This is a genomic window from Luteimonas sp. A537, assembly GCF_054052065.1.
Map to the genome: position 1 here is coordinate 48,714 of NZ_JBSVRH010000001.1, position 25,238 is coordinate 73,951.

Below are 25,238 nucleotides of genomic sequence, written 5' to 3' on the forward strand. Positions count from 1 at the left end.
CGGCCTCGACATCGCTTCTGGCACGATGTGCCAATGGCAAAACCTTCGACGCGCGACCTCACCGCGGGCGCCATCGCCCCTACCCTGCTGGTCTTCGCGCTGCCGATCCTGGCCGGCAACGTGCTGCAGTCGCTCAACGGCTCGGTGAATGCGGTCTGGGTCGGGCGCTTCCTCGGCGAAGAGGCCCTGGTCGCCACGGCCAACGCCAACAACATCATGTTCTTCCTGCTCGGCTCGGTGTTCGGCATCGGCATGGCCGCGACCATCCTGGTCGCGCAGGCGATCGGCGCGCACGACCCGGTCCGGGCACGGCGCGTCATCGGCACCAGCGCGAGTTTCTTCGGTGCGCTGTCGCTGCTGGTGGCCGCCGCCGGGCTGCCCTTGGCGCGCCACATCCTGGACTGGATGGGCACGCCGGAGGCGTCACTGCTGCTGGCCGAGGCCTACCTCAGGATCATCTTCCTGGCGGTGCCCTTCATGTACATGTTCGCCTTCCTCACCGCGGTGCTGCGCGGTGCCGGCGACACCCGCACGCCGTTCGTGTTCCTGGCCGTGGTGGTGGTCGTGGACATCGTGGTCAACCCGGTGCTGATCTTCGGCCTGGGCCCGTTCCCGCGGATGGGCATCGCGGGTTCCGCCGGCGCCACCCTGGTGGCGAACGCCTGCAGCCTGGCGGCGATGCTGGCCTGGCTGCGCTGGCGCCGGCACCCGCTGTGGATCCCGCGCGCGGAAGTGCGCGCCTACCTGCCCGACCCGGCCATCGTGCGCGCGCTGGTGGTCAAGGGCGTGCCCATGGGACTGCAGATGATCCTGGTATCGCTGGCGATGCTGGTGATGATCAGCATGGTCAACAGCTACGGCGTGGATACCGCATCGGCCTATGGCGCCACCCTGCAGCTGTGGACCTACGTGCAGATGCCGGCGATGGCGATGGGCGCGGCATGCACTTCGATGGCGGCGCAGAACGTCGGCGCCGGGCGCTGGGACCGGGTCGGCGGCACCATGGGTGCCGGCGTCGCCTTCAACTTCCTGCTGACCGGCGCGCTGATCGCACCGCTGCTGCTGTTCGGCCCGCGGATCCTGTCGCTGTTCCTGCCCCCGGGCAGCCCGGCGATCGAGGCCGGGCAGCACATCAACCTGATCGCGATCTGGTCGTTCCTGTTCTTCGGCGTGACCTTCGTGGTCTCGGGCGTGGTGCGCTCCACGGGCGCGGTGGTGCCGCCGCTGCTGATCCTAGTGGTCGCGCTGTGGGGCATCCGCGTGCCCTTCGCCAACCTGCTGCAGCCGGCGCTGGGGGCGGATGCGATCTGGCTGAGCTTCCCGGTGAGCGCGCTGTGCGCGATGGTGATGTCGCTGGCCTACTACCGCTGGGGTCGCTGGCGCGAGGCGCGGATGCTGGCAGGCGACGGCGACACGGATGCGGTCGCGATCCCCGCCGAGATACCGGCGCAGCCGCCGGCACCGGTGGCCGACTCCTGCCCGCGCATGGCACCGCGGACGTACGCGGCCGCCATGCCGGCAGGCGTGCCCGTGGCTGCGCCGGCAGCGGATTGATCGCGGAAACGCGGACGGCCGCCCGAAGGCGGCCGTCCGGTGGAGCGCGTGGCCGGGCTTACTCGGCCGACGCTGCCTCGCTGGCTGCAGCGGCTTCGGCGGCGGCCTTCGCACGCGCCTTGGCGTTGCCGGCCAGGTCTTCCTTGATACGCGCCTTGCGGCCTTCGAGCTCGCGCAGGTAGTACAGCTTGCCCGCGCGCACCGCGCCGCGGCGCTTGACCTCGACCGAATCGATGGCCGCGCTGTGGGTCTGGAACACGCGCTCGACGCCGAAGCCGTGCGAGATCTTGCGAACGGTGAACGCGGAGTTCAGGCCGGCGTTCTTCTTCGCGATCACCACGCCTTCGTAGGCCTGGACGCGCTCGCGCGCACCCTCCTTCACCTTGACATTGACGATCACGGTGTCGCCGGGACCGAAGACGGGGAATTCGCGCGTGACCTGCTCGGTCTCGAAGTTCTGCAGCAGCGTATTGAGTGAGGGCTTGTTCATGGTCGTGATTGCCTGTGCCTGTTGGTAGTGCCCTGTGGGCTGTTATAGCGCGAGTGCACGTGGACCCGCGTCTTGGCGTGGTTACAGCTAGCCGCGCATTGTAGCGTGGTTTCCTGCTTGTCTGCCAGCGGCGTGTTACCCGGCCGGGCGCGGGACGCTGCCGGCGGGAGCCAGGCCGGATTCGGCCAGCCATTCGTCGAGCAGGCGACGGTCGGCCCGGGACAGCGCGCCGGGGTCGATCAGGTCCGGGCGGCGCAGCCAGGTCCGACCCAGCGCCTGCTGGCGGCGCCAGGTCGCGATCGCGGCGTGGTTGCCGGAGAGCAGCACCGGCGGCACGGCCCCCAGCGGATGCTCCACCGGCCGTGTGTAGTGCGGGCAATCGAGCAGCAGCGGCCCCCCGCCCCCGTTTGCCGCGGGTTCGAAGCTGTCCTGGGCGGCCGACTCCGCATCATTCAGGGCCCCGGGCAGCAGGCGGGCCACGGCATCGACCACCACCGCCGCGGCCAGTTCGCCGCCGGACAGCACGTAATCGCCGATCGACAGCTCCTCGTCGACCTCGGCCGCGAGCAGGCGCTCGTCCACGCCTTCGTAGCGCCCGCACAACAGCACGAGGCGCGGCAGCGCGGCCAAGCCGCGAACCTTTGCCTGGTCCAGCGGCCGCCCCTGCGGACTCATGTAGATCACGTGCGCAGGCGCCGGGTCGGCGGCGCGCGCGGCGGCCAGCGCGGCGCGCAGCGGGTCGATCAGCATCACCATGCCCGGCCCGCCGCCGAAGGGGCGGTCGTCGACGCGGCGGTAATTGCCTTCGGCATGCTCGCGCGGATTCCAGCCGTGCAGCGACAGCAGGCCGCGCTCCGCCGCGCGCCCGACCACGCCGTGGCCGGCCACCTGGGCGACGAAGTCCGGGAACAGGCTGATGACGTCGATGCGCATCGGATCGCGCGTGTTGGCGTCGACGTCGATGGCGTCGATGGCGCCCGCGGCCATGCCTAGAACTCCGGGTCCCAGTCGACCGTGACCAGGCCGGCCTCGAAATCGACCGAGACGATGTAATCGGGAGTCACGAAGGGAATCATCCGCTCGCGATCACCCACCGCCACCAGCACGTCGTTGGCGCCGGTGGAGAACAGGTGCGACACGGTGCCGAAGTCGACGCCTTCGACATTGGCCACGCGCAGGCCTTCCAGGTCGACCCAGTAGTATTCGCCGGGCGCCGGTGGCGGCAGCGCCGCGCGCGGGACCCGGACTTCGCTGCCGCGCATCGCCTCGGCGGCGTCGCGGTCTTCGATGCCCGGCAGCGTCACGACCAGGCCTTTGGGACTTTCGCGGCCCTGCGCGCCCGACAGCTCACGCTCGCGGCCCTGCGCATCGCGCAGGATCCAGGGCTGGTAGCGAAGGATCGCGCGTGCCGGCTCGGTGAACGATTCCAGCTTCAGTTCGCCACGCACGCCGAAGGCGCCGTGGACCCTGCCCAGCAGGATGCGGCGCCCGGTGGTGTCCATGAAGGATGTGGCCGCGCGCGAACGCGCGGCCCGGCCATCAGGCGGCGGGAGCCGCCGCGGTGCTGGTCGCTTCCTTGTACAGGTTGCGGACCTTGTCGCTGACCTGCGCACCCTGCGAGACCCAATGGTCCACGCGGGCGGTGTCGAGCACCACGCGCTGTTCGGCGCCCTGCGCGACCGGGTTGTAGTAACCCACGCGCTCGATGTTGCGACCGTCGCGCGCGCTGCGCGAGTCGGTGACGATGATGTGGTAGAAGGGGCGCTTCTTGGCGCCACCGCGGGTAAGGCGGATCTTGACCATGGTGCGTTCTCTGTGTTGCCCAGTCGCCAGGATGGCGAGGTAAGCCGGGAATTGTAGCGCAGGCGGCCGCCCCGCGCGACACCCCTCCGCCGCCGATTCAGAAGGACGTCCAGTCCCACTCCGCGAGCAGCGCCCTCAGCCGGGCGGTGAAGCCGGCATCGCCCGGCAACCGCTGCCCGTCGATCGACGCGATCTCCTGGATCCCCCGCGAATTGAGCGCTACCGCCGCGCGCTGCCGGTCGATCCCGTCCAGCATCACCGTCACCCGCTGCTCCGCGACCCCGGTCCCGGCCATCGCCATGCGCAGCATCATGACCGTGGTGCCGGGCAGCGCGGGGGCGAGCGGCCAGGTCAGGACCTGGCCATCCCAGAAGGCGATGTTCCAGAACGTGCCTTCGGCGATACGCCCGTCTTCGGCGACCAGCAGCGCATCATCGAAGCCGGCCGCGATGGCCGCATTGCGCGCGTCCAACTGCGGGCCGATGGCGAGATGCTTCACGCCTGGCCACGCACGCAGCCCGCGATGGCTGCGCAGGCGAAGCGGGGCCACCGGGACCAGGCGCGGCGGACCGATCCCGACATCGACGCGCTGCGTGGCGGGAATCCCGCCTTCGTAGTCCGGCGAATCGAACTCCAAGGGCGGACCGAACACATCGTCGCCACCTGTATCCGGCGGCACCGGGCGCACCTGTACCCGGAGCGTGCAGTCCCTGCCCGCCTCGCCTGCGTTGGCCAGGCGGCGACGTATCAGCGCGCGCACCTCGGCCTTGCGCGGCCCGCCGCCGTACATCTCCCGGGACGCGTTGCGCAGCCGCAGGAGGTGGAGGTCCCTGCCCTGCACCAGGCCGTTGCGGACCTGGAGGGTGGTGAAGTGCCCGGCGGCCAAGGGATCGCTCACCGCCGGCGCAGCACCAGCGAAGGCAGGCTCGCCGCCCATGCGATGGTCCGCGCTCAGCGGAACGGCATCCCGCCGCGCCCGCCCATCATTCCCTGCAGGCCGCGCATCATGCCCTTCATGCCGCCGCGGCCCAGCTTGCCCATCATCTTTTCCATCTGCTGGTACTGCTTCATCAGCTTGTTGACGTCGGCCGGCGTGACGCCGGAGCCGGCGGCGATGCGCTTGCGGCGCGAGCCGTTGAGCAGCGCCGGGTTGCGGCGCTCCTTCTTGGTCATCGAGCCGATGATCGCGACCATGCGTGGCACTTCCTTGCCGGTGACCTGGTTCTTCACCGAATCGGGGATCTGGCCCATGCCCGGCAGCTTGTCCATCAGGCCGTGGATGCCGCCCATGCCCTGCATCTGCTCGAGCTGGTCGCGCATGTCGTTGAGGTCGAATTTCTTGCCCTTGGCGACCTTCTCGGCGAGCTTCTGCGCCTTGTCCTTGTCGACCTGGCCTTCCACCTGCTCGACCAGCGACAGCACGTCGCCCATGTCGAGGATGCGGCTGGCGATGCGGTCCGGGTGGAACACGTCCAGGCCGTCGACCTTCTCGCTGGTGCCGATGAACTTGATCGGGCGACCGGTGATGTAACGCACGCTGAGCGCCGCGCCGCCGCGGGCGTCGCCGTCGGTCTTGGTCAGCACCACGCCGGTGAGCGGCAACGCGTCGCTGAAGGCCTTGGCGGTGTTGGCCGCGTCCTGGCCGGTCATGGCGTCGACCACGAACAGGGTCTCGACCGGCTTGACCGCGGCGTGCAGCTCCTTGATCTCGGCCATCATCGCCTCATCGATGGCGAGGCGGCCGGCGGTGTCGACCAGCAGCACGTCGATGAACGACTTGCGCGCATCGGCAATCGCCGCGCGGACGATGTCGGCAGGCTTCTGCGAGACGTCCGAGGGGAAGAAGCGCACGTCGACCTGCTTGGCCAGCGTCTCCAGCTGGGCGATGGCGGCGGGACGGTAGACGTCGGCGCTGACCACCATCACCTTCTTCTTCCGCTTCTCCTTCAGGAGCTTGGCGAGCTTGCCGACGGTGGTGGTCTTGCCCGCGCCCTGCAGGCCGGCCATCAGCACGACCGCCGGCGCCGGCACGTTGAGGTTGAGGTCGGACGCGGCCGCGCCCATGACCGACGTCAGCTCGTCGCGCACGACCTTGATCAGGGCCTGGCCGGGGGTCAGTGACTTCAGTACCTCCTGGCCGACCGCGCGCACCTTGATGCGTTCGATCAGGGCCTGGACCACGGGCAGCGCGACGTCGGCCTCGAGGAGTGCGATGCGCACTTCGCGCGTGGCCTCGCGGATGTTCTCCTCGGTCAGGCGACCGCGACCGCGCAGGCGCTCCATGGTGCCGGAGAGTCGCTGGGTGAGGGATTCGAACATGGGGACGCCTGGCAGGGAGCTGTGGACCCCCAAGTATAGCTTTCAGCCGGGGATCCCTTCCCGGCCCGCCGGGCAATCGCGGCGGCCGTCACTCGGGGCGCGGCGTCCTGCGGCGCTGCGGTGGACCGCGGCGGCGGACGCTGTCGCGGACGTCGACTTCGAAGGCGAGCTTCAGCGCTGCTCCGCCGCCAGGCAGCTCGAACTCCAGGGCATCGCGGCATGGCAGCCGGGCAACGTAGCCGCGGACTTCGGCGTCGGGAAGGCTGAAGGTCCACGCCCCTCCATCGGCGTCGAAGCGCGCAGCGCCGCCAACCAGCAGCCGCAGCCGCTGGCAGGCGATGGCGCCGGGCGCCGCCTGCGTCTCGTTCACCAGCTCTTTGCCAGCCAGCAGCCGCGCCAGCTCTTCCTCGTCGATGCGCAGGCGCAGCGATTGGCCCTGGAGCTGGACTTTCATCGCCCCGTGGCGGACGGGAGCGACGCGCCTCCTTCGAACGTCGAAGCCGCGCCAGCCGGACGGTCATCGGCGGCTTCATCGACGCCGCACAGCGAGCAGCCCTCGCTCCACACGCTGTCACCGTCCCCGTAGTGCTCCTGCTTCCAGATCGGACTGGTGTGCTTCACCTTCTCGATCAGCTCGCGGCAGGCGCGGAAGGCCTCGTCGCGGTGCGGGGTACCCGCGGCCACCACCACCGCCAGGTCGCCCACGCCGAGGCGCCCCTTGGCGTGCGCGACGTACAGCCGGACCTTCGGCCCTAAGCGGGTATCGATATCCTCGGCGATGGCCCGGAAGCCATTCAGCGCCAACGGCTCGAACATGTCGTAGCTGACGCCGGTGACCACGCGGCCGTGGTTGAGGTCGCGCACGCGGCCGATGAACATCGCCATGCCGCCGAAGCCGGGGTCGGACACGAACTCCAGCGCCGCCGCGGGATCCAGCGGGCCGTCGGCGATGTCGGTCACCGCGCAGTGGAAGCGCTCCATGCTCAACCTCCGCTCACCGGCGGCAGCACGGCCATCGCGACGCCGGGGACCAGGGCCTCGGCATCGCGCATCACCGAGCTCTCGCTCGCGAAGGCCGACGCCTTCAGCAGTTCCGGCCGGAACGCCGGCCAGTGTTCGCGTGCGTGCTGCTCCAGGGCCTCGCGCAGGTCGGACACGCGCGCGCCCTCGGGAACCTCCAGCTCGACCTGCGCCGCGGGATCATGCGCCCGGAACGCACCAAACAGGCTCAGCTGCACTTTCACTCCGGCACCTCTCCGATCAGCGGGGCCTCGAGATGCCCCAGGCCATGGACCTCCACCATCTCGCCCGCCTCAAGCGCCATCGACTCCGGCGGCACCACGATCCAGGCGTTGGCCGCAAGCAGCGGCAGCACCTTGAATGACTCCTGGCCCTCCAGCACGCGGGCACGCAGGCCGCCGTCGACGAGCTCGACCCGCCCCTTGAGGTGGAAGCGCAGCGCCGCGCGCTTGCGGTAGGCGGTGGCCAGCGGCATGCGCAGGGGGCGCTCGGCCGCCATGCCGGCCATCGCGCGCAGGGCGGGCTCGGCAAAGAAGCGCAGGCCCACCGCGCTCGACACCGGATTCCCGGGCAGGCCGAAGAACAGCGCGCCGCCGGCCAGCCGCGCGAACAGCAGCGGCCTGCCCGGGCGGATCGCGACCTTGTGGAACCGGATGCCGGCGCCGATGCCGCGCAGCGCGTCGGGCACGAAGTCGTGGCGGCCCATCGACACCGCGCCGGTGCTCAACACCACGTCGGCACCTGCGACCAGCGCGCGCTCGAGCGCAGCCAGGAACATGTCCGGCTCGTCGCCGACGGTTTCACGCAGCACGACGTCCGCGCCCGCGGCGGCCGCGCGTGCGGCCAGGAACGGCCCGTTGCTGTTGCGGATCTCGCCCGAGGCCAGCGGGCGCGCCGGGTCGTCGACCAGCTCGCGGCCGGTGTTGATCACCGCTACCCGCGGGCGCCGCCGCACCGCCACCGCGGTGACGCCGAGCGAGGCAAGCACCATCAGTTCGGCCGCGCCGATGCGGCTGCCGGCGGGCACGGCCGGCGCGCCACTGAGGATGTCCTCGCCGCGCAGGCGCACGTTGTCGCCGCGCGGCACGTCGGTGGCCAGCCGGATGCGTCGCGGCCGCCCGTCACCGTCGTGCCCGAGGATCTCCACGCGCTCGACCGGCACCACGCTGTCCAGCCCCTCGGGCATGCGTGCGCCGGTCATGATTTCCCAGGCGCCCCCACCGGCCGCGGCGGCTTCGTCGCCAGCCACCTGCGCGCCGCAGACGTCGAACTCGCGGCCCGCGGCCAGTACCTTGTCCGCGGCACGCAGCGCGAAGCCGTCCATCGCCGAGTTGTCGAAAGGCGGCAGGTCCGCTTCGCTCGCCACGGCCTCGGCCAGCACCTGGCCCAGCGCGTCCTGCGGGGCGCGCCGCTCGATCGCAAGCGGCGCCGCTTCGCGCAGGACCATCGCCAGCGCATCGTCGTACGCGAGCGCCCCGCTCACGGATGCCCCCCGCCATCGACCATGGCCAGCGCGTGCGCGAGCAGCGGCGCCAGGATGTCGATGCCCTGCTGCGCCGCGCGCCGGCTGCCGGGCAGCGCGAACACCAGCATGCCGCCGACCTGCACCACGTCGGCCCGGCTGAGCCAGGCCAGCGGGGTGTGCTTCGCGCTTTCGCTGCGGAACATTTCGGCCAGGCCATCGACACTGCGGTCGGCCACCGAGCGCAGCGCCTCGGGCGTGCGGTCTTCGGGGCCAAGGCCGGTGCCTCCGGTGGTCAGGCAGATGCGCACGCCCTCGCCGGCGAGTGCCCGCAGCCTTCCGGCCAGCGGCTCGATGCCGTCGGGCAGCACCTCGGCGCCGGCCACGTGCGCGCCGAGGCGGCGCAGGCCATCGACCAGCAGCGGGCCGGACAGGTCCTCGTATTCGCCGCGGCTGGCGCGGTCGCTGAGCGTCAGCACCGCGCACAGGACGCCATCCAGGCGGGCAAGGTCGCGCGGCCGGTAGTGCGCGTGCTCGCCTTCATCCATGCCGTCGGGATGCAGCCACAGGCCGCTCTTGCCGCCCTCCTTGAACAGCAGCCGGATGCCGTCGATGCCGAGCGCCGGCTCCACCGGTTTGGTCAGGTCGTACAGCGTCAGCAGCGCCGCGTTGACCCCTGCCAGCGCTTCCATCTCAACGCCGGTGCGGGCTTCGGTGGCGCACTCGCAGTACACGCGGATGGCATTGCGCGCCGGCACCGGCACGCAGCGCACCTGCACCAGCTCCAGCGGCAGCGGGTGGCACAGCGGCATCAGCGCCGAGGCCATCTTCGCGCCCTGCAGGCCGGCCACTTCGGCCATCACCAGCGCGTCGCCCTTGGGCAGGCGGCGTTCGACGATCATCGGGAAGGCGGCCGCACCGGCCATCAGTTCGCCTACCGCGACCGCGCGCCGGCGCGTGGGCCGCTTGTTGCGGATGTCGGCCATGTGGAAGGCCGCGGGTTCATTGGTCACGCGCTGTCCGCCCATGCGTTGGTCCGTCATTGCGCCGCTCATCCTCCAATGGATGCGAGGTGCGGGGTGAGGCCGGTCTCGCCCTGGTGCAGGCCGTGGCCGGCCGCCTTCAGTCCGAGCTGGGTACTGATGCGCGCGACCAGCGGGTCATGGTCGTCGTCGGACTGCAGCAGCGGGCGCAGGCCGATGCCGAAGTCGCCGAACAGGCACAGCCGCAGGTCGCCGCGCGCGGTCACCCGCAGGCGGTTGCAGCCCGCGCAGAAATCCTTCGAGTACGGCGCGATGATGCCGATGCGACCCCTGTAATCCGGATGCGAATACTCGCGCGCAGGGCCGGCGTCGGGCGCGCGCGGGCGCAGCGTCCAACCGGCTTCGACGATCTGTTCCTCCAGCGCTTCGGCGCGCAGGTGGTGGCGTTCGAAGAACCCGAGGTTGTCGCCGGTGCGCATCAGTTCGATGAAGCGGATGGCGACATCGCGCTTGCGCAGGTAGTCGAACCAGCGCGGCAGTTCGTCGTCATTGCGCCCGCGCAGCAGCACCGCGTTGAGCTTGACCGAATCGAAGCCCAGGCCCAGCGCCATCTCCACGCCCTCGGTGACCTCGACGAAGCGGTCGTGGCCGGTGATCGCCCGGAAGCGTTCCGGGTCCAGCGTGTCCAGGCTGACATTGAGCGCGGTCAGGCCTGCCTCGCGCCACTCGCGCACGTGGCGCGGCAGCAGGGTGCCGTTGGTGGTGATGGCGATGCGGCGGACGCCGGGCACGGCCGACACCGCGGCGATGATCGGCAGCAGGTCCTTGCGCAGCGTCGGTTCGCCGCCGGTGAGCCGGATCTTGCTCATCCCCAGCGCGGCGAAGGCGCGCACCAGGCGCTGGATTTCATCGAGTTCGAGGAAACGCGGACGCCCGTCCGCCTGGTAGCCGTCCGGCAGGCAATAGCTGCAGCGGAAGTTGCACGCCTCGGTCAGGGAGAGGCGCAGATACGGGAACGACCGTCCGAAACGGTCGACCATGGCAGCCATGTTGTCGCTCCATTCCAGGACAAGGGAGGCCGGCCCGTTTCCAGTCCAACCCGGTGGCCGCGAAGGCCACGGCCCGGTCGCCATATCCATTGGAATATCCATCGAACACAGGCAGCCGGGCTTGGAGTGCCACGGGGCCGCGGCCCCGCTTGCGGACAGCATAGCGCCCGCCGCACGGCGTCGCCGCCCGTTCAGGCCGGCCGGTGCGTATGCGACACTGCGCGGATGATTCCCGTCCTCATCGCGATCGTTCTCTACATGGCGGCCGCCGGCCTGCTGGTGCGCGGAATCCGGAGCGGCCAGCGCGGCCGCGCCTGGCCGCTCGCGGCGGGCGGCGCCATCCTGGCGCATGCACTCGAACACGTGCTGGCCTGGCGCGGGCTCGGCGGCGCCGACATGCATTTTTTCGCGGCGATTTCGCTGGTGACCCTGGGCATGGCGGCCCTCACCACCGCGGTTGGCGCCCGCGGACGCACGGCCTCGCTCGGGGTGGTGGTGTTCCCGCTCGCGGCGCTGGCGCTCCTCGGCAACCACCTCCACGGCCACCTGCCGCCGGAACCGCTGGACTGGCGGCTGCAGTTCCACGCCTGGCTCGCACTCCTGGCCTACGCCACCCTCGCCGTGGCCGCGCTGCTGGCGGGGATGCTCTGGCTGCAGGATCGCGCGCTCAGTCGTCGCGAGATCCACCGCTGGCTCCGCGCCCTGCCGCCCCTGGTCGAACTTGAAACCCTTCTGTTCCGCACCATCGGCACCGGCTTCGTACTGCTGGCGATGACCCTGCTGACCGGCGTGCTGTTCGTCGAAAACCTGTTCGCCCAGCACCTTGCGCACAAGACCGTGCTCAGCGTGCTGTCATGGCTTGTGTTCGGCGTGTTGTTGCTGGGCCGCTGGCGCTTCGGCTGGCGCGGGCGCAAGGCGGTGCACTGGACGCTGGCGGCCATGGCGCTGCTGGTGCTGGCCTTCTTCGGCAGCAAGTTCGTGCTGGAGCTTGTCCTGCAGCGCGCCTGAAGACCCCGGCGTGTCGTGGGAGCGGCCGTGGCCAGCCCCTCAGCCCGCGGCATCGATGGCATCGGCCAGGCGCTCGACGCCCACCACCTCAAGATCCTTGTAGCGGCCGGCCTTCGGCGCATTCGCCTTGGCCACGATGGCGCGCTTGAAGCCGTGGGTGGCGGCCTCCTTCAGCCGCTCCTCGCCGTTGGGCACCGGGCGGATCTCTCCCGACAGGCCGACCTCGCCGAAGGCGACCGTCTTGTCCGCCAGCGGCCGGTCCTGCAGCGATGACAGCACGGCCAGCAACACCGGCAGGTCGACCGCGGTCTCCTGCACGCGGATGCCGCCGACCACGTTGACGAACACGTCCTGGTCGCCTACCGCGATGCCGCCATGGCGGTGCAGCACGGCCAGCAACATCGCCAGCCGGTTCTGCTCCATGCCCACCGCCACCCGGCGCGGATTGGACAGCGGCGAGGAATCGACCAGGGCCTGCACCTCGACCAGCAGCGGCCGCGTGCCCTCGCGGGTCACCATCACGCAGCTGCCGGGCTGGCGCGTGCCGCCGGAGAGGAAGATCGCCGACGGGTTCGGCACTTCCTTGAGCCCCTTGTCGCCCATCGCGAACACGCCCAGCTCGTTGACCGCGCCGAAGCGGTTCTTGAACGCGCGCAGCACCCTGAAACGGCTGCCGGACTCGCCTTCGAAGTAGAGCACCGCGTCGACCATGTGCTCGAGCACGCGCGGACCGGCAATGCCGCCCTCCTTGGTGACGTGGCCGACCAGGAACACCGCGGTGCCGGTTTCCTTGGCGTAGCGCACCAGGCGCGCGGCGGACTCGCGCACCTGGCTGACCGACCCGGGCGCCGCGGTGAGGGTCTCCGTCCACAGGGTCTGCACGGAGTCGGCCACGATCAGCTTGGGCCGAAGCCTGGCGGCATGGCCGAGGATGTGCTCGACGCAGGTCTCGGCCAGCGCGTTCACGCCATCCAGCGGCAGGCCAAGGCGGTGGCCGCGGCCGGCGACCTGGGCCAGGGATTCCTCGCCGGTCACGTACAGCCCCGGCAGCGCTGCGGACATGCTGGCCACGGCCTGCAGCAGCAGGGTGGATTTGCCGATGCCCGGATCGCCGCCCACCAGCACCACGGCGCCCTCGACCAGGCCGCCGCCCAGCACGCGATCGAATTCGCCGATGCCGGTGGACACCCGCTGGTCGTCGACCTGCATGACGTCCTTCAGCGGCGTGACTTCCGGGACCTTGGCCTTGCCTGCCCAACCGCCGCGCCGCGCGGGGGCGGCGGCCTTCGATGAAGCGGCGGTCTCCAGGACGATCTCCGACAGCGTGTCCCAGGCCCCGCACGCGCCGCACTGTCCCTGCCATTTGCCGGAATCGGCCCCGCATTCAGTGCAGACGTAGGCAGTGCGCGCCTTGGCCATGGAAGGATCCTGTTCGGAAGGAGCTCAGGATAGCGGCGCCGGGTCGCGCCACGCGAGACGTGGCCCCCGGTCCCGTGCAAGCCGCCGTGGATGACCGCTGCCCGCCGGGCTTGGCGTTGTCAATCAGCGGCGCCCCCGAATGCGCGGCTGCCGCTCCAGGGAGACCACGCTTGATCCTTGACTACCTTGATCCTTCGGCGCCGGGCGACTACCGGAGCGACCTCTGCATCATCGGCGCGGGACCGGCCGGCATCGCGATCGCCACCGCCTTCGCAGACAGCCGCTTCAGCGTATGCCTGCTTGAAAGCGGAGGCCTGGAAAGCGAGCGCAGCGCGCAGGCGCTGAACGAAGGCGAGTCCGTGGGCCCCGCGAGGCTCGACCCGCACCTGTGCCGGCTGCGCGCGCTGGGCGGCAGCTCGCGGCTCTGGGGCGGCGGCTGCGTGCCGCTGACGCGCCTGGACCTGGCGTCGCGCGATTGGGTGCCCGCCAGCGGCTGGCCGATCGGCTTCGACGAGCTCGCCACCTGGTGCGGCCACGCGCGGTCCACGCTTCGCATCGATCCGCGCCATGGCATCGGCGACGGCAGTTTCGGCAACGCGCATTTCGCGCATGCGCTGCCCCTGCTCGAGGAATGCGCGGTGGACCGCGTATGCATCGAGAGCCCGGTCTTCTTCCAGGCCCAGTACCGGCCTCTGTTCGAAGAATCGGACAACATCACCCTGCTGCTGCACGCCAACCTGATGGAGCTCGCGGCCACGCCGGGCGCCGGGCGCGTGCAGGCCGCGCGCATCGGCAGCCTGGACGGCCGCCGCGGCACCGTGAACGCGCGCCACTACGTGCTTGCGGCCGGCGGCATCGAGAATGCACGCCTGCTGCTGCTTTCCGATGGCGCGCACCCGCGCGGACTGGGCAATGCCCACGATCAGGTCGGCCGCTACTTCATGGATCACCCGCGATGCCTCGCCGGACGGATCGTCAGAGGCAACCTGGACGCGCTGCTGCGCCCCTATGACCGCGACGGCCAACGCGAATCGCGTCCGCTCTATCGCGAGCTCGCGCTGGCCGACAGCGCCCAGCGCCGGCTGCGCCTTCTCAACGCCCGCGCCCGGCCACTGCCCGTGCTCGATTCCGCGCCCGCCGGGCTGCAGGCACTGCGCGACCTGCGCGCCACGTTCCGCACGCCGCCGGCCAACGACGACCGGGCGGTCGAGGACGAAGTACAGCGCGCCCTGGCCTCGGGCATCGCCGGCCCGCCCGCGGCCGCGCCACCGCCCGCTGGCGGCGGGCAACGCGCGCGGCTGGCCCTGCGCATGGGCATGAACGCCGGACACGTGGCCGGTGCCGTCGCCCGCAAGCTCCGCCATCGCTCCGTCGACAGCGTCAGGTCCGTGGACCTGATGGCCTATTTCGAGCAGTCGCCCAACCCCGAAAGCCGGATCACCCTCGGCGAGTCACGCGATGCCCTGGGGCTGCGCAAGGTCCGGGTGGACTGGCGCTTCACCGAGTTCGACTACGCATCGTTCCGCACCAGTGCCGGCCTGCTCGGCAGCGAGGCCGCGCGTTGCTGCGGCGGCCGCTTCGAGCCCGCGCCCTGGGTCGCCGACACCACGCTGAGCCCCGGCCTCGTGGGCACGGCCCACCACATCGGCACTACCCGCATGTCCGACCGGCCGGGCGACGGCGTGGTCGACCGCGACTGCAAGGTCCATGGCCTGGAGAACCTGCATGTCGCCGGAAGTTCGGTGTTCCCCACGGGCGGCTGGGCCTTCCCGACGTTCACCATCGTGGCCCTGGCCATGCGCCTGGCGGACCGGCTGCGCACCGGCCTGGAGATCGTGGGCCTGTGATGCTTTGACCGGTGTGCCGGCCGCCCCTACAATGTGCGACCCCGCCGGAATAGCTCAGTTGGTAGAGCGGCGCATTCGTAATGCGTAGGTCGTAGGTTCGATTCCTATTTCCGGCACCAGCATCATGGAAAAGGCCGCCCCCGGGCGGCCTTTTCCTTTCCGGAGCGCCATCCGGCGCAGGCGCCCGGAGGCGCGCGCCTCAGTCCACCAAGCGCAGCCGCAGCTCCTTGGGCAGGGCGAACACCATGTTCTCGCGCTCGCCATCGAGCTCGCGCACCCCGTCGGCGCCAAGGTCGCGCAGCCGCGCCAGCACGCCTTCCACCAGCACGTCGGGCGCCGAGGCACCTGCGGTCACGCCCACGTGGCGACGGCCAAGCACCCATGCCGGGTCGATCTCGTCGGCGCCGTCGATCAGGTAGGCCTCGACGCCGTCGCGCTCGGCAAGCTCGCGCAGGCGATTGGAATTCGAGCTGTTGGGCGAGCCGACCACCAGCACCAGGTCGCACTCGGTGGCCAGCAGGCGCACCGCGTCCTGGCGGTTCTGGGTGGCGTAGCAGATGTCGTCGTTCTTCGGGCCCTGGAGCGCCGGGAAGCGCGCCCGCAGCGCCGCGATCACGCCGCGGGTGTCGTCCACCGAAAGCGTGGTCTGGGTGGTGTAGGCCAGGTTGTCCGGCTGCGCGACCTGCAACGCCTCGACATCGTCCACGTCCTCGACCAGGTAGATGGACCCGGTGCCGCGCTCGCGGCTCCACTGTCCCATCGTGCCCTCGACCTCGGGATGCCCGGCATGGCCGATCAGCACCACGTCGCGGCCGGCGCGGCAGTGGCGCGCGACCTCGAAATGAACCTTGGTCACCAGCGGGCAGGTGGCGTCGAACACCTTCAGGCCGCGCCGGTCGGCCTCGTGGCGCACCGCCTGCGAGACGCCGTGGGCGCTGAAGATCACCGTATTGCCGTCAGGCACCTCGTCGAGCTCCTCGACGAAGATCGCACCGCGCTGCTTCAGGTCGTCGACCACGTAGCGGTTGTGCACGACCTCGTGGCGCACGTAGATCGGCGCCCCCAGCGTCTCGATCGCGCGCTTGACGATCTCGATCGCGCGGTCGACGCCGGCGCAGAAGCCACGGGGATTGGCGAGCAGGATATCCATGCCGCCATTCTACCCCTGCCCCAATGGGAGCGCTCCTGCCCTTGCGGGAGCGGCCTTCCGCTGGAGCCGGAGCGGCCTTCCGCTTTTGTGGGAGCGGCTATAGCCGCGATGGCGTGGTGCCCCGGCCGCAGCCATAGCCGCTCCCACAAACAGCTGTCCTACAGGGTTTCGGGCTTCTTCGGGGCGAAAATTCCGAACAGGGCGATGCCGATGGCGCCGCCGACGATGGCGGCATCGGCGATGTTGAACGCCGGCCAGTAATGGTCGCGCCAATGCCACTGGATGAAGTCGATCACGTGCCCGTGCAGCAGCCTGTCGATCACGTTGCCGATGGCACCACCGATCACCAGCGCGAACGGCAGCGCCGTGCGCCAGTCCGCGCGCGGCGTGCGCGCCAGCCAGACGCCCAGCAGGCCGCTGATGCCGAAGGCGAGCACGGTGAAGAACCATTTCTGCCAGCCGCCGGCGTCGGACAGGAAGCTGAAGGCGGCACCAGTGTTGTAGGTGCGGTACCAGTTCCAGAAGCCTTCGATCACGGGGATCGCGGTGTACTCCGGCAGGCTGGTCAGCACCCACTGCTTGCTGATCTGGTCGAGCATCAGCACCACGAGCGAAACGATCAGCCACGGCAATGCGTTGGGCTTCGGCCTCAGAACCACAGGCGGTCCTCCCCCGGGCCTTCCACGTTCGACACGCAGCGCGTGCACAGCTGTGGATGCGCCTCGACCGTGCCGACGTCGCCGCGGCGCTGCCAGCAGCGCACGCACTTCGGCTTGTCGGTGGGCACGGCGGCCACCACGACTTCGCCGGCGTCGTCATCGGCCAGCAGGGCCACGTCGCCGCTGATGAAGAAGAAGCGCAGCTCGTCGAGCAGGCCCGACAGCCGGTTCTGGTCGGCCACGCCGCAGGTCAGGCTGATCTCGGCGTCGAGCGCGGCACCGATCGCGCCGCTGGCGCGCATCGGCTCCAGCACCCGGGACACCTGCTCGCGCAGGCGCAGCAGGTCGTCGAACTCACGCGCCGACAGCGGCGCGTCATCGGTCAACGGGGCCAGGCCTTCGTACCAGGTTGCGAACAGCACGTTGCCTTCGCGTTCGCCCGGCAGGTAGCCCCACATTTCGTCGGCAGTGAACGACAGGATTGGCGCGATCCAGCGCACGAAGGCCTCGGCCATGTGGTACATCGCGGTCTGCGCGCTGCGCCGGCCGCGCGAGTCCTCGCGCATGGTGTAAAGCCGGTCCTTGGTCACGTCGAGGTAGAGCGAGCCCAGGTCGACGCTGCAGAAGTTCATCAGCAGCTGCACCACTTCGGCGAAGTCGTAGCGCGCGCAGGCATCGACGATCTTCTGCTGCACGCCGTGTGCCCGGTGCACGATCCAGCGGTCCAGCGCGACCATGTCGGCCGGCGCCACCAGGTCCACCGCCGGATCGAAGCCGTGCAGGTTGCCGAGCAGGAAGCGCGCGGTGTTGCGGATGCGGCGGTAGGCGTCGGCGTTGCGCTTGAGGATCTCCTTCGACAGCGACATCTCGTTGCTGTAGTCGGCCGATGCGATCCACAGGCGCAGGATGTCCGCGCCGAGCGTCTTCATGATCTCCTGCGGCTCGATGCCGTTGCCGAGCGACTTCGACATCTTGCGGCCGTGCTCGTCCACGGTGAAGCCGTGGGTCAGGCACTGCCGGTACGGCGCCGCCCCGTCGATCGCGATGCCGGTCAGCAGCGAGGACTGGAACCAGCCGCGATGCTGGTCGGAACCTTCCAGGTACAGGTCGGCCGGCTTGCCGATGCCGCGCGCCGCCAGCACGCACTCGTGGGTGAGGCCGGAGTCGAACCAGACATCGAGGATGTCGGTGACCTTGTCGTAGTCCGCGGCCTCGTCGCCCAGGAGCGCCACCGGATCAAGCGCGAACCAGGCGTCGATGCCGCCCCGCTCCACCAGGTCGGCCGCGGCGCGCATCAGCTCGCTTGAACGCGGATGCGGTTCGCCGGTTACCCGATGCACGAACAGCGCGATCGGCACGCCCCAGGTGCGCTGGCGCGAGATCGTCCAGTCCGGGCGGCCCTCGACCATGCCGGCGATGCGCGCCTCGCCCCAGCCGGGGAACCACTCCACGCCTTCGATCGCGGCCAGCGCGTCGCGGCGCAGGCCGGCCTTGTCCATCGAGATGAACCACTGCGGCGTGGCGCGGAACGCCACCGGCGTGCGATGCCGCCAGCAGTGCGGATAGCTGTGTTCGATCTTCGAATCCGCCAGCAGCGCGCCGCTCGCGCGCAGCACCTCGATGATGGCGTCGTTGGCCTTCCAGATATGGGTGCCGGCCAGCTCCGTGCCGTTCGCCGCGGGCGTCGACGGCAGGTACACGCCGCGCCCGTCGACGGGGTTCATCTGCGCCGCACTGTAGCGGTCGACGATGCCGTACTCGCGCGCCGCCGCAAAGTCCTCCTGGCCGTGGCCGGGCGCGGTGTGCACGGCGCCGGTGCCGTCGTCGTCGGTGACGTGGTCGCCGAGGATCACCGGGATGTCGCGTTCGGCGTAGAACGGATGCGCGAACAAAAGGCCTTCCAGCGCAGCGCCCTTGGCATGGCCGTGGACCACCGGCTCGCCTTCGACGCCGTAGCGTGCCAGGACCTTCGCAGCCAGCGACGCGGCCACGACGAGCCAGCGGGCACGCCCGTCGTGCGCGGGCCCCTCGACCAGCGCGTATTCGATGTCCGGGCCCAGCGCCATCGCGAGCGACGCCGGCAGCGTCCACGGCGTGGTGGTCCAGATCGGCGCCGCGAGTTCGACGCCGCCGGGCAGCACCGTGCCGAAGGCGCGCGCCACCGCGTCCGCTTCACGCGCCGGATAGGCCACGTCGACCGCAGGCGAGACCTTGTCCTGGTATTCGATCTCCGCCTCGGCCAGCGCCGAGCCGCAGTCGAAGCACCAGTACACCGGCTTCGCGCCGCGCACCAGGTGGCCGTTGTCGATCACCTTCGCCAGCGCGCGCATCTCGTTGGCTTCGTACGCCGGGTCGAGCGTGAGATAGGGATCGTCCCACTCGCCGAGCACGCCCAGTCGCTTGAAGTCGGCCTTCTGCAGCTCGACCTGCGCCAGCGCGTACTCGCGACAGGCCTGGCGGAAGGCGGCGGCGTCGAGCTTCACGCCAACCCGGCCGTGCTTCTTCTCGATCGCGATCTCGATCGGCAGGCCGTGGCAGTCCCAGCCCGGGACATACGGCGCGTCGAAGCCCGCGATCGTCTTCGAACGGACGATGATGTCCTTGAGGATCTTGTTGACCGCATGGCCCAGGTGGATGACGCCGTTCGCATAGGGCGGGCCGTCGTGCAGGACGAAGCGCGGCCGGCCCTCGGCATGCTCGCGCAGGCGGGCATACAGGCCTTCCGCCTCCCAGCGCGCCAGGGTGGCCGGCTCCCGCTTCGGCAGGTCGCCGCGCATAGGGAACGCGGTCTCGGGCAGGAGGATGGTGGATTTGTAGCGCTGGCTGTCGTCGGTCACGCGGTCGCTCGCTGCGGGGTATGCATCAGAATTTCGCGCGCCTGCACGGCGTCGCGGTCCATCTGCGCGACCAGGGTCGGCAGGTCGGGGTACTTTTCTTCGTCGCGCAGGCGCGCAACGAATTCCACCTCGATGCGGCGACCGTACAGGTCGCCGTCGAAATCGAACAGGTGGGCTTCCAGCAGTGGCTCGATGCCGTCCACCGTGGGCCGGGTGCCGAAGCTCGACACCGAAGGCCAGGGCGCGTCGCCAACGCCATGCACGCGGGTGGCGTAGATGCCCTGCAGCGCCGGCACCTTGCCGCGGAAGCGCAGGTTGGCCGTGGGGAAGCCGAGCGTGCGCCCGAGCTGGCGGCCGCGCACCACGCGCCCGCCAATGGCGTAGGAATGGCCGAGCAGGCGCGCGGCGGCGGTGAAATCCCCTGCGACCAGCGCCGCACGGATGCGCGTGCTCGACACGCGTCCGCCATCGAGCATGACTGGTGCGATCTCGCCGGCGCTGAAGCCCAGCCGCGCGCCCGCGGCCTGCAGCGTGCCGAGGTCACCCGCGCGGCGGTTGCCGTAGCGGAAGCCGGGACCGACCCAGACTTCGCGCGCGCGCAGGCGCCGCGCCAACACGCGTTCGGCGAACCCGTCGGGCGACATCGCCGCGAACGCGCGGTTGAAGCGCAGCAGCCCCACCAGGTCGGCACCGAGCGCGAACAGGCCCTCGGCGCGCGCGCGCGGCAGCATCAGGCGCGGCGGCGGCGCGTCCGGCGCGAAGAACTCACGCGGCAGGGGTTCGAAGCTCAGCGTTGCCAGCGGCAGGCCCAGCGCACGCGCGCGCTCCGCCGCGTGACCCACCAGCGCGCGATGGCCGAGGTGCAGGCCGTCGAAGGCGCCGATGCAGGCCACGCTGCCTTCGGGGCACAGGGGCCCGCCGTCGACGTCGCGGAACAGCTGCTTCATGGGGTCCAGGATGGTTGGGCGCCGCCAACAGCGGCAGCGCGCCCGACCGCAGTCGGTCGGCAAGTATACCGACGCCGCCGCGCGCCCATGCTCAGTGGCGCAGGTGCCGCGGCCGCAGGCCCAGTGCCAGCAGCGCAACGACGTAGGCCAGTCCACCACCGGCAACCACCGCCAGCAGCCACAGCGTGCGCAGCACCAGGCTTTCGATCGCGGTCCAGTCCCCCACCCATCCACGAAGCCCGAGCACCACGGCTGCCATCGCCGCACAGGCCACGACCAGGCGCAGCCAGAACCGTCCCCAGCCCGGCTGCAGGCGCACCAGGCCGGCACGCCTGACATAGCGCCACAGCAGCCAGGCATTGAGGATCCCCGCCAGCCCAGTGGCCAGGGCGATGCCGCCGTGCGCGCCCTGCACGTCCCACAGCCACAGCGGGGTGGTGAAGGCGATGGTCATCAACACGTTGGCAATGACGGTGATGATCGCCGCGCGCATCGGCGTCTTCGTGTCCTGGCGCGCGAAAAACGCCGGCGCCAGGACCTTGGTCAGCATGAACGCCGGGATGCCGATGCTCATCGCCGAGAGGCTGAGCGCGGCCATGCGGGTGTCGTGCGCGGTGAAGCGGCCCCCCTGGTACACCACCGCGGTCAGCGGCTCGGCCAGCAGCAGCAGGCCGATGGCCGCCGGCACGCCGCCCAGGAGCGCCATGCGCAGCGCCCAGTCCAGGGCAGCTCCGTAGCCTTCGCTGTCTTCTGCGGCATGGCGCCGCGACAGGTGCGGCAGGATCACGGTGCCGATGGCCACGCCGAACAGGCCCAGCGGGAATTCCACCAGGCGATCGGACAGGTACAGCCAGGTCTGGCTGCCGGTGACCAGCAGCGACGCGAACACGGTGCCCACCAGCAGGTTGAGCTGCGCCACCGACGAGGAAAACAGCGTCGGCACCATCAGCCTGGCCACCCGGCGCACATCGGGATGGCGGAAGCCAGGCCGGAAGCGCGGGCGCAGGCCGAGCCTGCCCAGGGCCGGCCACAGCAGCGCCAACTGCAGCACGCCAGCCACCAGAACGCCCCAAGCCAGTGCCATCACCGGCTGTGCGAAGTAGCGCGACACCCAGACGATCGCCACGATCATCACGAGGTTGTGCAGGACCGGCGTCACTGCCGGCAGCGCGAAGCGGCCGAAGCTGTTGAGCACCGAGGCCACCAGCGCCATCAGCGAAATGAACACCAGGTAGGGGAAGGTGATGCGCAACATGTCGGCGATCAGGCCCAGCTTCCCCGGCTCGTCCACGGCGCCCGGCGCGAACACGGCGGCCACCAGCGGCGCCGCGAGCATGCCCACCGCCGCGAACACCAGCACCACGGCCAGCAGTGCGCCGGCCATGGCATCCAGGAACTCCTTCAGCTCCCGGGGGGCCTTGCGCTCGCGCAGCTCGTTGAATACCGGCACGAACGCCATCTGCACCGAGCCTTCGGCGAAAATCCGGCGCAGGTAGTTGGGGATCCGGTAGGCGATGACGAACGCATCCATCGCCACCGAGACGCCGAACACGCGCGACTGCAGCGCGTCGCGAAGGAAACCGGCGATCCGTGACAGCAGTGTCATCGCGCTGAACACCGCGGTGGAGCGCAGCAGGCCGCCGCCGCGGCGCCCCGGGCCTTTTCCTGCCGGGTCCGGGCCTTCGCTGCCGCCTGTGGCCGCGTCCGCCACTGCGCCGTCTTCGGCCGGGGGCATCGCGGGCATCGACGCGGCGGGATCCAGCCCCGCGACCGCTTCCGGGGTGGCCTTGCCCGGAGCTTTCGACCCGTCCTGTCCAGCCCCGTTCACGCCCGCGCCTCCATCTGGCAAGGATTCTTGACGCAAGCCCCTGATTCCCCCATAATTTCCTGCTCGCTTGACCCGAATTCCGTCTTTACACCCGTTCCCAGGATCCCATTGTGGCCAACATCAAGTCTTCCAAGAAGCGCGCCAAGCAGGCTGTCGTGCGCAACCTGCGCAACAACAGCCAGCGTTCGCAGCTGCGCACCGCCGTCAAGAAAGTGCTCAAGGCGCTCGACGCCAACGACGCCGCCGGCGCCCAGGAGGCCTTCACCTCCGCGCAGCCCCTGCTCGATCGCTTCAGCGCCCGCGGCCTGATCCACAAGAACAAGGCCGCCCGCCACAAGAGCCGCCTGACCGCGCGCATCAAGGCGCTGGCCAGCGCCGCCTGAAGCACGCCGCAGCGCGGTGGACAAAAGCCCGGCTCCGGCCGGGCTTTTTGCGTGGGCCGACAGAAAGGCGTTTTTGGCCGCGGATTTACGCGGATACACGCGGATAGAGCAAAGGCACGATGAATGGCTCTGCTTCTGATCCGCGTTCATCCGCTTAAATCCGTGGCTGAAAACCGCTCTTCCCACCACGCTCGCCTCAAACCCCGGCGGCATCTGCCGCATCCGCGGCGTCGCGGGCCTGCTCGTCGAGGAAGGCCTGCACGCGCAGCATGACTTCGCGGGTGCCCTCGCCGGCGAGGCCTGAGACCACGAACCATGGCTGCGTCCAACCCAGTGCCGCAACGACGCGTTCGGCATGGGCGCGGGCGTCTTCCGGCGGCAGCAGGTCGGCCTTGTTGAACAGCAGCCAGCGCGGCTTGGCCATCAGGCCGGCGTCGAACTTCTCCAGCTCGCGCTCGATCGCGCGCACCTGGTCGCCGGCATCCGAGCCGTCCAGCGGCTCGACTTCCACCAAGTGCAGCAGCAACCCGGTGCGCTGGATGTGGCGCAGGAACAGCGCGCCCAGGCCGGCACCGTCGGCGGCGCCCTCGATCAGCCCGGGGATGTCCGCGATCACGAAGCTGCGCGCGGGCTCCACGCTGACCACGCCGAGGTTCGGGTACAGCGTGGTGAACGGATAGTCCGCCACCTTCGGCGTGGCCGCCGACACGGCGCGGATCAGGGTCGACTTCCCGGCGTTCGGAAAACCCAGCAGCCCGACGTCGGCGAGCAGCTTCAGCTCCAGGCGCAACCCGCGCTGCTCGCCCTCGTCACCCGACGTCGCCTTTCGCGGCGCACGGTTGACCGAGGTCTTGAAATGGATGTTGCCGAGCCCGCCCTTGCCGCCGCGCGCGACCAGCAGGCGGTCGCCGTCGCCGACCAGATCACCGATCACCTCGTCGGTATCGATGTTCAGCACCTGGGTGCCAACGGGCACCATGATGACCGTGTCCTCGCCGCCCTTGCCGTAGCGCTGCTGGCCCATGCCGTCTTCGCCGCGGCGGGCGCGGAACACCCGCTGGTGGCGGAAGTCGACCAGGGTGTTGAGGTTCCGGGTGGCTTCAAGCCAGACATCGCCGCCATTGCCACCATCGCCGCCGTCGGGGCCGCCGAGCGGAATGTACTTCTCGCGGCGGAAGCCCACGCAACCATTGCCGCCATTGCCGGCGGTGACGGTGATTTCGACTTCGTCGACGAGTTTCATGGCGATGGATCCAGGCTGTGGCGGGGCCGGGCGATGAAGCCGCGGCGGATGATCGAACATGCAGCAGGTGCCGGCGCAGGCGCCGGAAACGAAAAGCCCCGCCGGAGCGGGGCCTTCGCGGAGCGTGCTGCCAGGCTCAGGCCTCGGCAACCACGTTCACGGTACGACGCTTCTTCGGGCCCTTGGTCGTGAACTCGACCTTGCCATCGATCAGCGCGAAGAGGGTGTGGTCGCGGCCGAGGCCGACGCCGTTGCCCGGATGGAACTGGGTGCCGCGCTGGCGGATGATGATGTTGCCGGCATCGATCGCCTGGCCACCATAGATCTTCACGCCGAGGTACTTCGGGTTGGAATCGCGGCCGTTGCGCGAGGAACCTACGCCCTTTTTATGTGCCATGGCTGCGTCTCCTTACTTCTTGTCGCCACCGGCAATGCCGGTGATCTCGATTTCGGTGTAGTGCTGCCGGTGGCCCATCTGCTTGCGATGGTGCTTGCGGCGGCGGAACTTCACGATGCGCACCTTGTCGGCGCGGCCGTGGGCCTTGACGGTGGCGGTGACGGTCGCGCCATTGAGCGCGTCGCCAACCTTGATGCCCTCGCCGTCGCCAAGCATGAGCACGTTGTCGAACGTGATCTCATTGCCTGCTTCGACGTCCAGCAGCTCGACGCGGAGCGTCTCGCCCTTCATCACGCGGTATTGCTTTCCGCCTGTTACCAGGACTGCATACATGACCAAGCTTCCTATGTAGTTATTGTGGTCGCCTGCCACCCTTGGGGTAGACAGGAGCGGAATTGTAATTGGAACGGGGCTTTCGGGTCAAACCAGGGTGAATGGGGGTTATACGGTTGCGCATCGCCCCCCGCTTCCGGTAGGTTCGAACGGTCGGACGGGTCACAGGGGACCGTTCGCTGCAAGGACAGCTCCAGGCACCCGTTTGCTTTGCGGATATCCGCAAAGCAGAGGGTCGAATCGTCTGCTTTCACGGAGAGCCTCTGTACGTGCATCGTTCCACCTGCAGCAACAAGGCGGCGCAAGGCCACGCCAGTCCCCAGGGTGACTGGCGCACGAGCGTGCCGCATCGCGCACGCGCTGCCAGCCCGCCCCGCCCGGCTTCGTGCCTGCCCTGCGGCACCGCGCATCCGCGCCACGGCGCGTCCATATCCGAATTCCGCCCGTCCGCAGGCCGTCGACCCCTGGTCGCGCCGCGGATGCGCGAACAGCTTCCACTGAAGTAGC

General features: G+C 70.1%; 25 protein-coding genes, 1 tRNA gene and 1 riboswitch. Of the genes, 5 read left to right on the forward strand and 21 right to left on the reverse strand.

Annotated features, from left to right (window positions below; all coding sequences use genetic code 11):
* Window positions 1-33 precede the first annotated feature (33 nt).
* Window positions 34-1,554: an MATE family efflux transporter gene (locus ACW7GZ_RS00205; protein WP_457007226.1), complete on the forward strand. Its 1,521-nt coding sequence runs from the start codon at window positions 34-36 to the stop codon at window positions 1,552-1,554.
* Window positions 1,555-1,612: 58 nt separating this feature from the next.
* Here the strand turns inward: ACW7GZ_RS00205 and rplS are convergent, their stop codons facing one another.
* From rplS to moaA, 12 genes are all read right to left on the reverse strand, one after another.
* The gene (gene rplS / locus ACW7GZ_RS00210) at window positions 1,613-2,044 is read right to left on the reverse strand and encodes a 50S ribosomal protein L19 (RefSeq protein ID WP_457001952.1); all 432 of its coding nucleotides are present in this window, start codon (window positions 2,042-2,044) and stop codon (window positions 1,613-1,615) included.
* Between the two features lie 135 nt (window positions 2,045-2,179).
* Window positions 2,180-2,977: a tRNA (guanosine(37)-N1)-methyltransferase TrmD gene (gene trmD / locus ACW7GZ_RS00215; RefSeq protein WP_457002859.1), complete on the reverse strand. Its 798-nt coding sequence runs from the start codon at window positions 2,975-2,977 to the stop codon at window positions 2,180-2,182.
* A gap of 56 nt (window positions 2,978-3,033) precedes the next feature.
* Entirely contained in the window at window positions 3,034-3,546 is a 513-nt protein-coding gene (gene rimM, locus ACW7GZ_RS00220) for a ribosome maturation factor RimM (protein WP_457007228.1), read from the reverse strand.
* Window positions 3,547-3,583: 37 nt separating this feature from the next.
* Window positions 3,584-3,847 (reverse strand): 30S ribosomal protein S16, encoded by a 264-nt coding sequence (rpsP, locus tag ACW7GZ_RS00225; RefSeq protein WP_457001948.1) that lies wholly within the window; start codon window positions 3,845-3,847, stop codon window positions 3,584-3,586.
* Between the two features lie 97 nt (window positions 3,848-3,944).
* Window positions 3,945-4,745 carry an aminotransferase class IV gene (locus tag ACW7GZ_RS00230; RefSeq protein WP_457007230.1) on the reverse strand — a complete coding sequence of 267 codons (801 nt, stop codon included), beginning with the start codon at window positions 4,743-4,745 and terminating at the stop codon, window positions 3,945-3,947.
* Between the two features lie 53 nt (window positions 4,746-4,798).
* On the reverse strand, window positions 4,799-6,166 hold the full coding sequence (gene ffh / locus ACW7GZ_RS00235) for a signal recognition particle protein (protein WP_457001944.1): 1,368 nt from the start codon (window positions 6,164-6,166) through the stop codon (window positions 4,799-4,801).
* An 88-nt stretch (window positions 6,167-6,254) separates the two neighbouring features.
* Window positions 6,255-6,620: a hypothetical protein gene (locus ACW7GZ_RS00240; RefSeq protein ID WP_457001942.1), complete on the reverse strand. Its 366-nt coding sequence runs from the start codon at window positions 6,618-6,620 to the stop codon at window positions 6,255-6,257.
* Window positions 6,617-7,147, reverse strand: coding sequence for a molybdenum cofactor biosynthesis protein MoaE (locus ACW7GZ_RS00245; protein ID WP_457001940.1), 531 nt, complete (start codon window positions 7,145-7,147; stop codon window positions 6,617-6,619). Before ACW7GZ_RS00245 ends, ACW7GZ_RS00240 begins: the two co-directional genes overlap by 4 nt.
* 2 nt (window positions 7,148-7,149) lie before the next feature.
* A complete protein-coding gene (locus ACW7GZ_RS00250; RefSeq protein WP_457001938.1) occupies window positions 7,150-7,410 on the reverse strand; it encodes a MoaD/ThiS family protein in 261 nt (86 codons plus the stop codon).
* Window positions 7,407-8,669: a molybdopterin molybdotransferase MoeA gene (locus tag ACW7GZ_RS00255; RefSeq protein ID WP_457001936.1), complete on the reverse strand. Its 1,263-nt coding sequence runs from the start codon at window positions 8,667-8,669 to the stop codon at window positions 7,407-7,409. The genes ACW7GZ_RS00250 and ACW7GZ_RS00255 overlap by 4 nt, the downstream gene beginning before the upstream one ends.
* On the reverse strand, window positions 8,666-9,691 hold the full coding sequence (gene moaCB, locus ACW7GZ_RS00260) for a bifunctional molybdenum cofactor biosynthesis protein MoaC/MoaB (protein WP_457007232.1): 1,026 nt from the start codon (window positions 9,689-9,691) through the stop codon (window positions 8,666-8,668). Before moaCB ends, ACW7GZ_RS00255 begins: the two co-directional genes overlap by 4 nt.
* An 8-nt stretch (window positions 9,692-9,699) precedes the next feature.
* A complete protein-coding gene (gene moaA / locus ACW7GZ_RS00265; RefSeq protein WP_457007234.1) occupies window positions 9,700-10,680 on the reverse strand; it encodes a GTP 3',8-cyclase MoaA in 981 nt (326 codons plus the stop codon).
* A riboswitch (molybdenum cofactor riboswitch) is annotated at window positions 10,672-10,819 on the reverse strand. It overlaps the preceding gene by 9 nt.
* A gap of 86 nt (window positions 10,820-10,905) precedes the next feature.
* Here moaA and ACW7GZ_RS00270 point away from each other — a divergent pair.
* A complete protein-coding gene (locus ACW7GZ_RS00270) occupies window positions 10,906-11,688 on the forward strand; it encodes a cytochrome C assembly family protein (RefSeq protein WP_457001931.1) in 783 nt (260 codons plus the stop codon).
* Between the two features lie 39 nt (window positions 11,689-11,727).
* Here ACW7GZ_RS00270 and radA read toward each other — a convergent pair whose 3' ends face one another.
* Window positions 11,728-13,107, reverse strand: a complete 1,380-nt coding sequence (gene radA / locus ACW7GZ_RS00275) for a DNA repair protein RadA (protein ID WP_457001930.1) — start codon at window positions 13,105-13,107, stop codon at window positions 11,728-11,730.
* A gap of 170 nt (window positions 13,108-13,277) precedes the next feature.
* Between radA and ACW7GZ_RS00280 the strand changes: the two genes are divergently transcribed.
* Together ACW7GZ_RS00280 and ACW7GZ_RS00285 are read left to right on the forward strand one after the other, a co-directional pair.
* Window positions 13,278-14,954, forward strand: a complete 1,677-nt coding sequence (locus ACW7GZ_RS00280; protein WP_457007236.1) for a GMC oxidoreductase — start codon at window positions 13,278-13,280, stop codon at window positions 14,952-14,954.
* 43 nt (window positions 14,955-14,997) lie between these two features.
* Window positions 14,998-15,073: transfer RNA gene (locus ACW7GZ_RS00285), tRNA-Thr, on the forward strand.
* An 80-nt stretch (window positions 15,074-15,153) separates the two neighbouring features.
* Here the strand turns inward: ACW7GZ_RS00285 and ispH are convergent.
* The 5 genes from ispH to murJ all read right to left on the reverse strand — a co-directional run bounded on the left by ispH (window position 15,154) and on the right by murJ (window position 22,375).
* Window positions 15,154-16,104, reverse strand: a complete 951-nt coding sequence (gene ispH, locus ACW7GZ_RS00290) for a 4-hydroxy-3-methylbut-2-enyl diphosphate reductase (protein ID WP_457001927.1) — start codon at window positions 16,102-16,104, stop codon at window positions 15,154-15,156.
* Window positions 16,105-16,262: 158 nt separating this feature from the next.
* Window positions 16,263-16,763, reverse strand: a complete 501-nt coding sequence (gene lspA / locus ACW7GZ_RS00295) for a signal peptidase II (protein ID WP_457001925.1) — start codon at window positions 16,761-16,763, stop codon at window positions 16,263-16,265.
* A complete protein-coding gene (gene ileS, locus ACW7GZ_RS00300) occupies window positions 16,754-19,540 on the reverse strand; it encodes an isoleucine--tRNA ligase (RefSeq protein ID WP_457007944.1) in 2,787 nt (928 codons plus the stop codon). The genes lspA and ileS overlap by 10 nt, the downstream gene beginning before the upstream one ends.
* Window positions 19,541-19,596: 56 nt before the next feature.
* A complete protein-coding gene (locus ACW7GZ_RS00305) occupies window positions 19,597-20,547 on the reverse strand; it encodes a bifunctional riboflavin kinase/FAD synthetase (RefSeq protein ID WP_457001924.1) in 951 nt (316 codons plus the stop codon).
* A 91-nt stretch (window positions 20,548-20,638) separates the two neighbouring features.
* On the reverse strand, window positions 20,639-22,375 hold the full coding sequence (gene murJ / locus ACW7GZ_RS00310) for a murein biosynthesis integral membrane protein MurJ (RefSeq protein ID WP_457007238.1): 1,737 nt from the start codon (window positions 22,373-22,375) through the stop codon (window positions 20,639-20,641).
* Between the two features lie 110 nt (window positions 22,376-22,485).
* On the opposite strand from murJ, the gene rpsT reads away from it, so the two are divergent.
* Entirely contained in the window at window positions 22,486-22,758 is a 273-nt protein-coding gene (rpsT, locus tag ACW7GZ_RS00315) for a 30S ribosomal protein S20 (RefSeq protein ID WP_343253564.1), read from the forward strand.
* Window positions 22,759-22,954: 196 nt separating this feature from the next.
* Here the strand turns inward: rpsT and cgtA are convergent, their stop codons facing one another.
* The 3 genes from cgtA to rplU form a co-directional block, all read right to left on the reverse strand.
* Complete coding sequence (gene cgtA / locus ACW7GZ_RS00320) at window positions 22,955-24,001, reverse strand: Obg family GTPase CgtA (protein WP_457001921.1); 1,047 nt, start codon at window positions 23,999-24,001, stop codon at window positions 22,955-22,957.
* A gap of 136 nt (window positions 24,002-24,137) precedes the next feature.
* Complete coding sequence (gene rpmA / locus ACW7GZ_RS00325; protein ID WP_343253566.1) at window positions 24,138-24,398, reverse strand: 50S ribosomal protein L27; 261 nt, start codon at window positions 24,396-24,398, stop codon at window positions 24,138-24,140.
* Between the two features lie 12 nt (window positions 24,399-24,410).
* Entirely contained in the window at window positions 24,411-24,731 is a 321-nt protein-coding gene (gene rplU / locus ACW7GZ_RS00330) for a 50S ribosomal protein L21 (RefSeq protein WP_343253567.1), read from the reverse strand.
* Window positions 24,732-25,238: the final 507 nt, after the last annotated feature.

Bases quoted from the DNA above. Each gene is read 5' to 3' on its own strand.
- ACW7GZ_RS00205 (WP_457007226.1), top strand. From the start codon at position 34: ATGGCAAAACCTTCGACGCGCGACCTCACCGCGGGCGCCATCGCCCCT.
- rplS (WP_457001952.1), bottom strand. From the start codon at position 2,044: ATGAACAAGCCCTCACTCAATACGCTGCTGCAGAACTTCGAGACCGAG.
- trmD (WP_457002859.1), bottom strand. From the start codon at position 2,977: ATGCGCATCGACGTCATCAGCCTGTTCCCGGACTTCGTCGCCCAGGTG.
- rimM (WP_457007228.1), bottom strand. From the start codon at position 3,546: ATGGACACCACCGGGCGCCGCATCCTGCTGGGCAGGGTCCACGGCGCC.
- rpsP (WP_457001948.1), bottom strand. From the start codon at position 3,847: ATGGTCAAGATCCGCCTTACCCGCGGTGGCGCCAAGAAGCGCCCCTTC.
- ffh (WP_457001944.1), bottom strand. From the start codon at position 6,166: ATGTTCGAATCCCTCACCCAGCGACTCTCCGGCACCATGGAGCGCCTG.
- ACW7GZ_RS00240 (WP_457001942.1), bottom strand. From the start codon at position 6,620: ATGAAAGTCCAGCTCCAGGGCCAATCGCTGCGCCTGCGCATCGACGAG.
- ACW7GZ_RS00245 (WP_457001940.1), bottom strand. From the start codon at position 7,147: ATGGAGCGCTTCCACTGCGCGGTGACCGACATCGCCGACGGCCCGCTG.
- moaCB (WP_457007232.1), bottom strand. From the start codon at position 9,691: ATGACGGACCAACGCATGGGCGGACAGCGCGTGACCAATGAACCCGCG.
- moaA (WP_457007234.1), bottom strand. From the start codon at position 10,680: ATGGCTGCCATGGTCGACCGTTTCGGACGGTCGTTCCCGTATCTGCGC.
- ACW7GZ_RS00270 (WP_457001931.1), top strand. From the start codon at position 10,906: ATGATTCCCGTCCTCATCGCGATCGTTCTCTACATGGCGGCCGCCGGC.
- radA (WP_457001930.1), bottom strand. From the start codon at position 13,107: ATGGCCAAGGCGCGCACTGCCTACGTCTGCACTGAATGCGGGGCCGAT.
- ispH (WP_457001927.1), bottom strand. From the start codon at position 16,104: ATGGATATCCTGCTCGCCAATCCCCGTGGCTTCTGCGCCGGCGTCGAC.
- ileS (WP_457007944.1), bottom strand. From the start codon at position 19,540: ATGCGCGGCGACCTGCCGAAGCGGGAGCCGGCCACCCTGGCGCGCTGG.
- ACW7GZ_RS00305 (WP_457001924.1), bottom strand. From the start codon at position 20,547: ATGAAGCAGCTGTTCCGCGACGTCGACGGCGGGCCCCTGTGCCCCGAA.
- cgtA (WP_457001921.1), bottom strand. From the start codon at position 24,001: ATGAAACTCGTCGACGAAGTCGAAATCACCGTCACCGCCGGCAATGGC.
- rpmA (WP_343253566.1), bottom strand. From the start codon at position 24,398: ATGGCACATAAAAAGGGCGTAGGTTCCTCGCGCAACGGCCGCGATTCC.
- rplU (WP_343253567.1), bottom strand. From the start codon at position 24,731: ATGTATGCAGTCCTGGTAACAGGCGGAAAGCAATACCGCGTGATGAAG.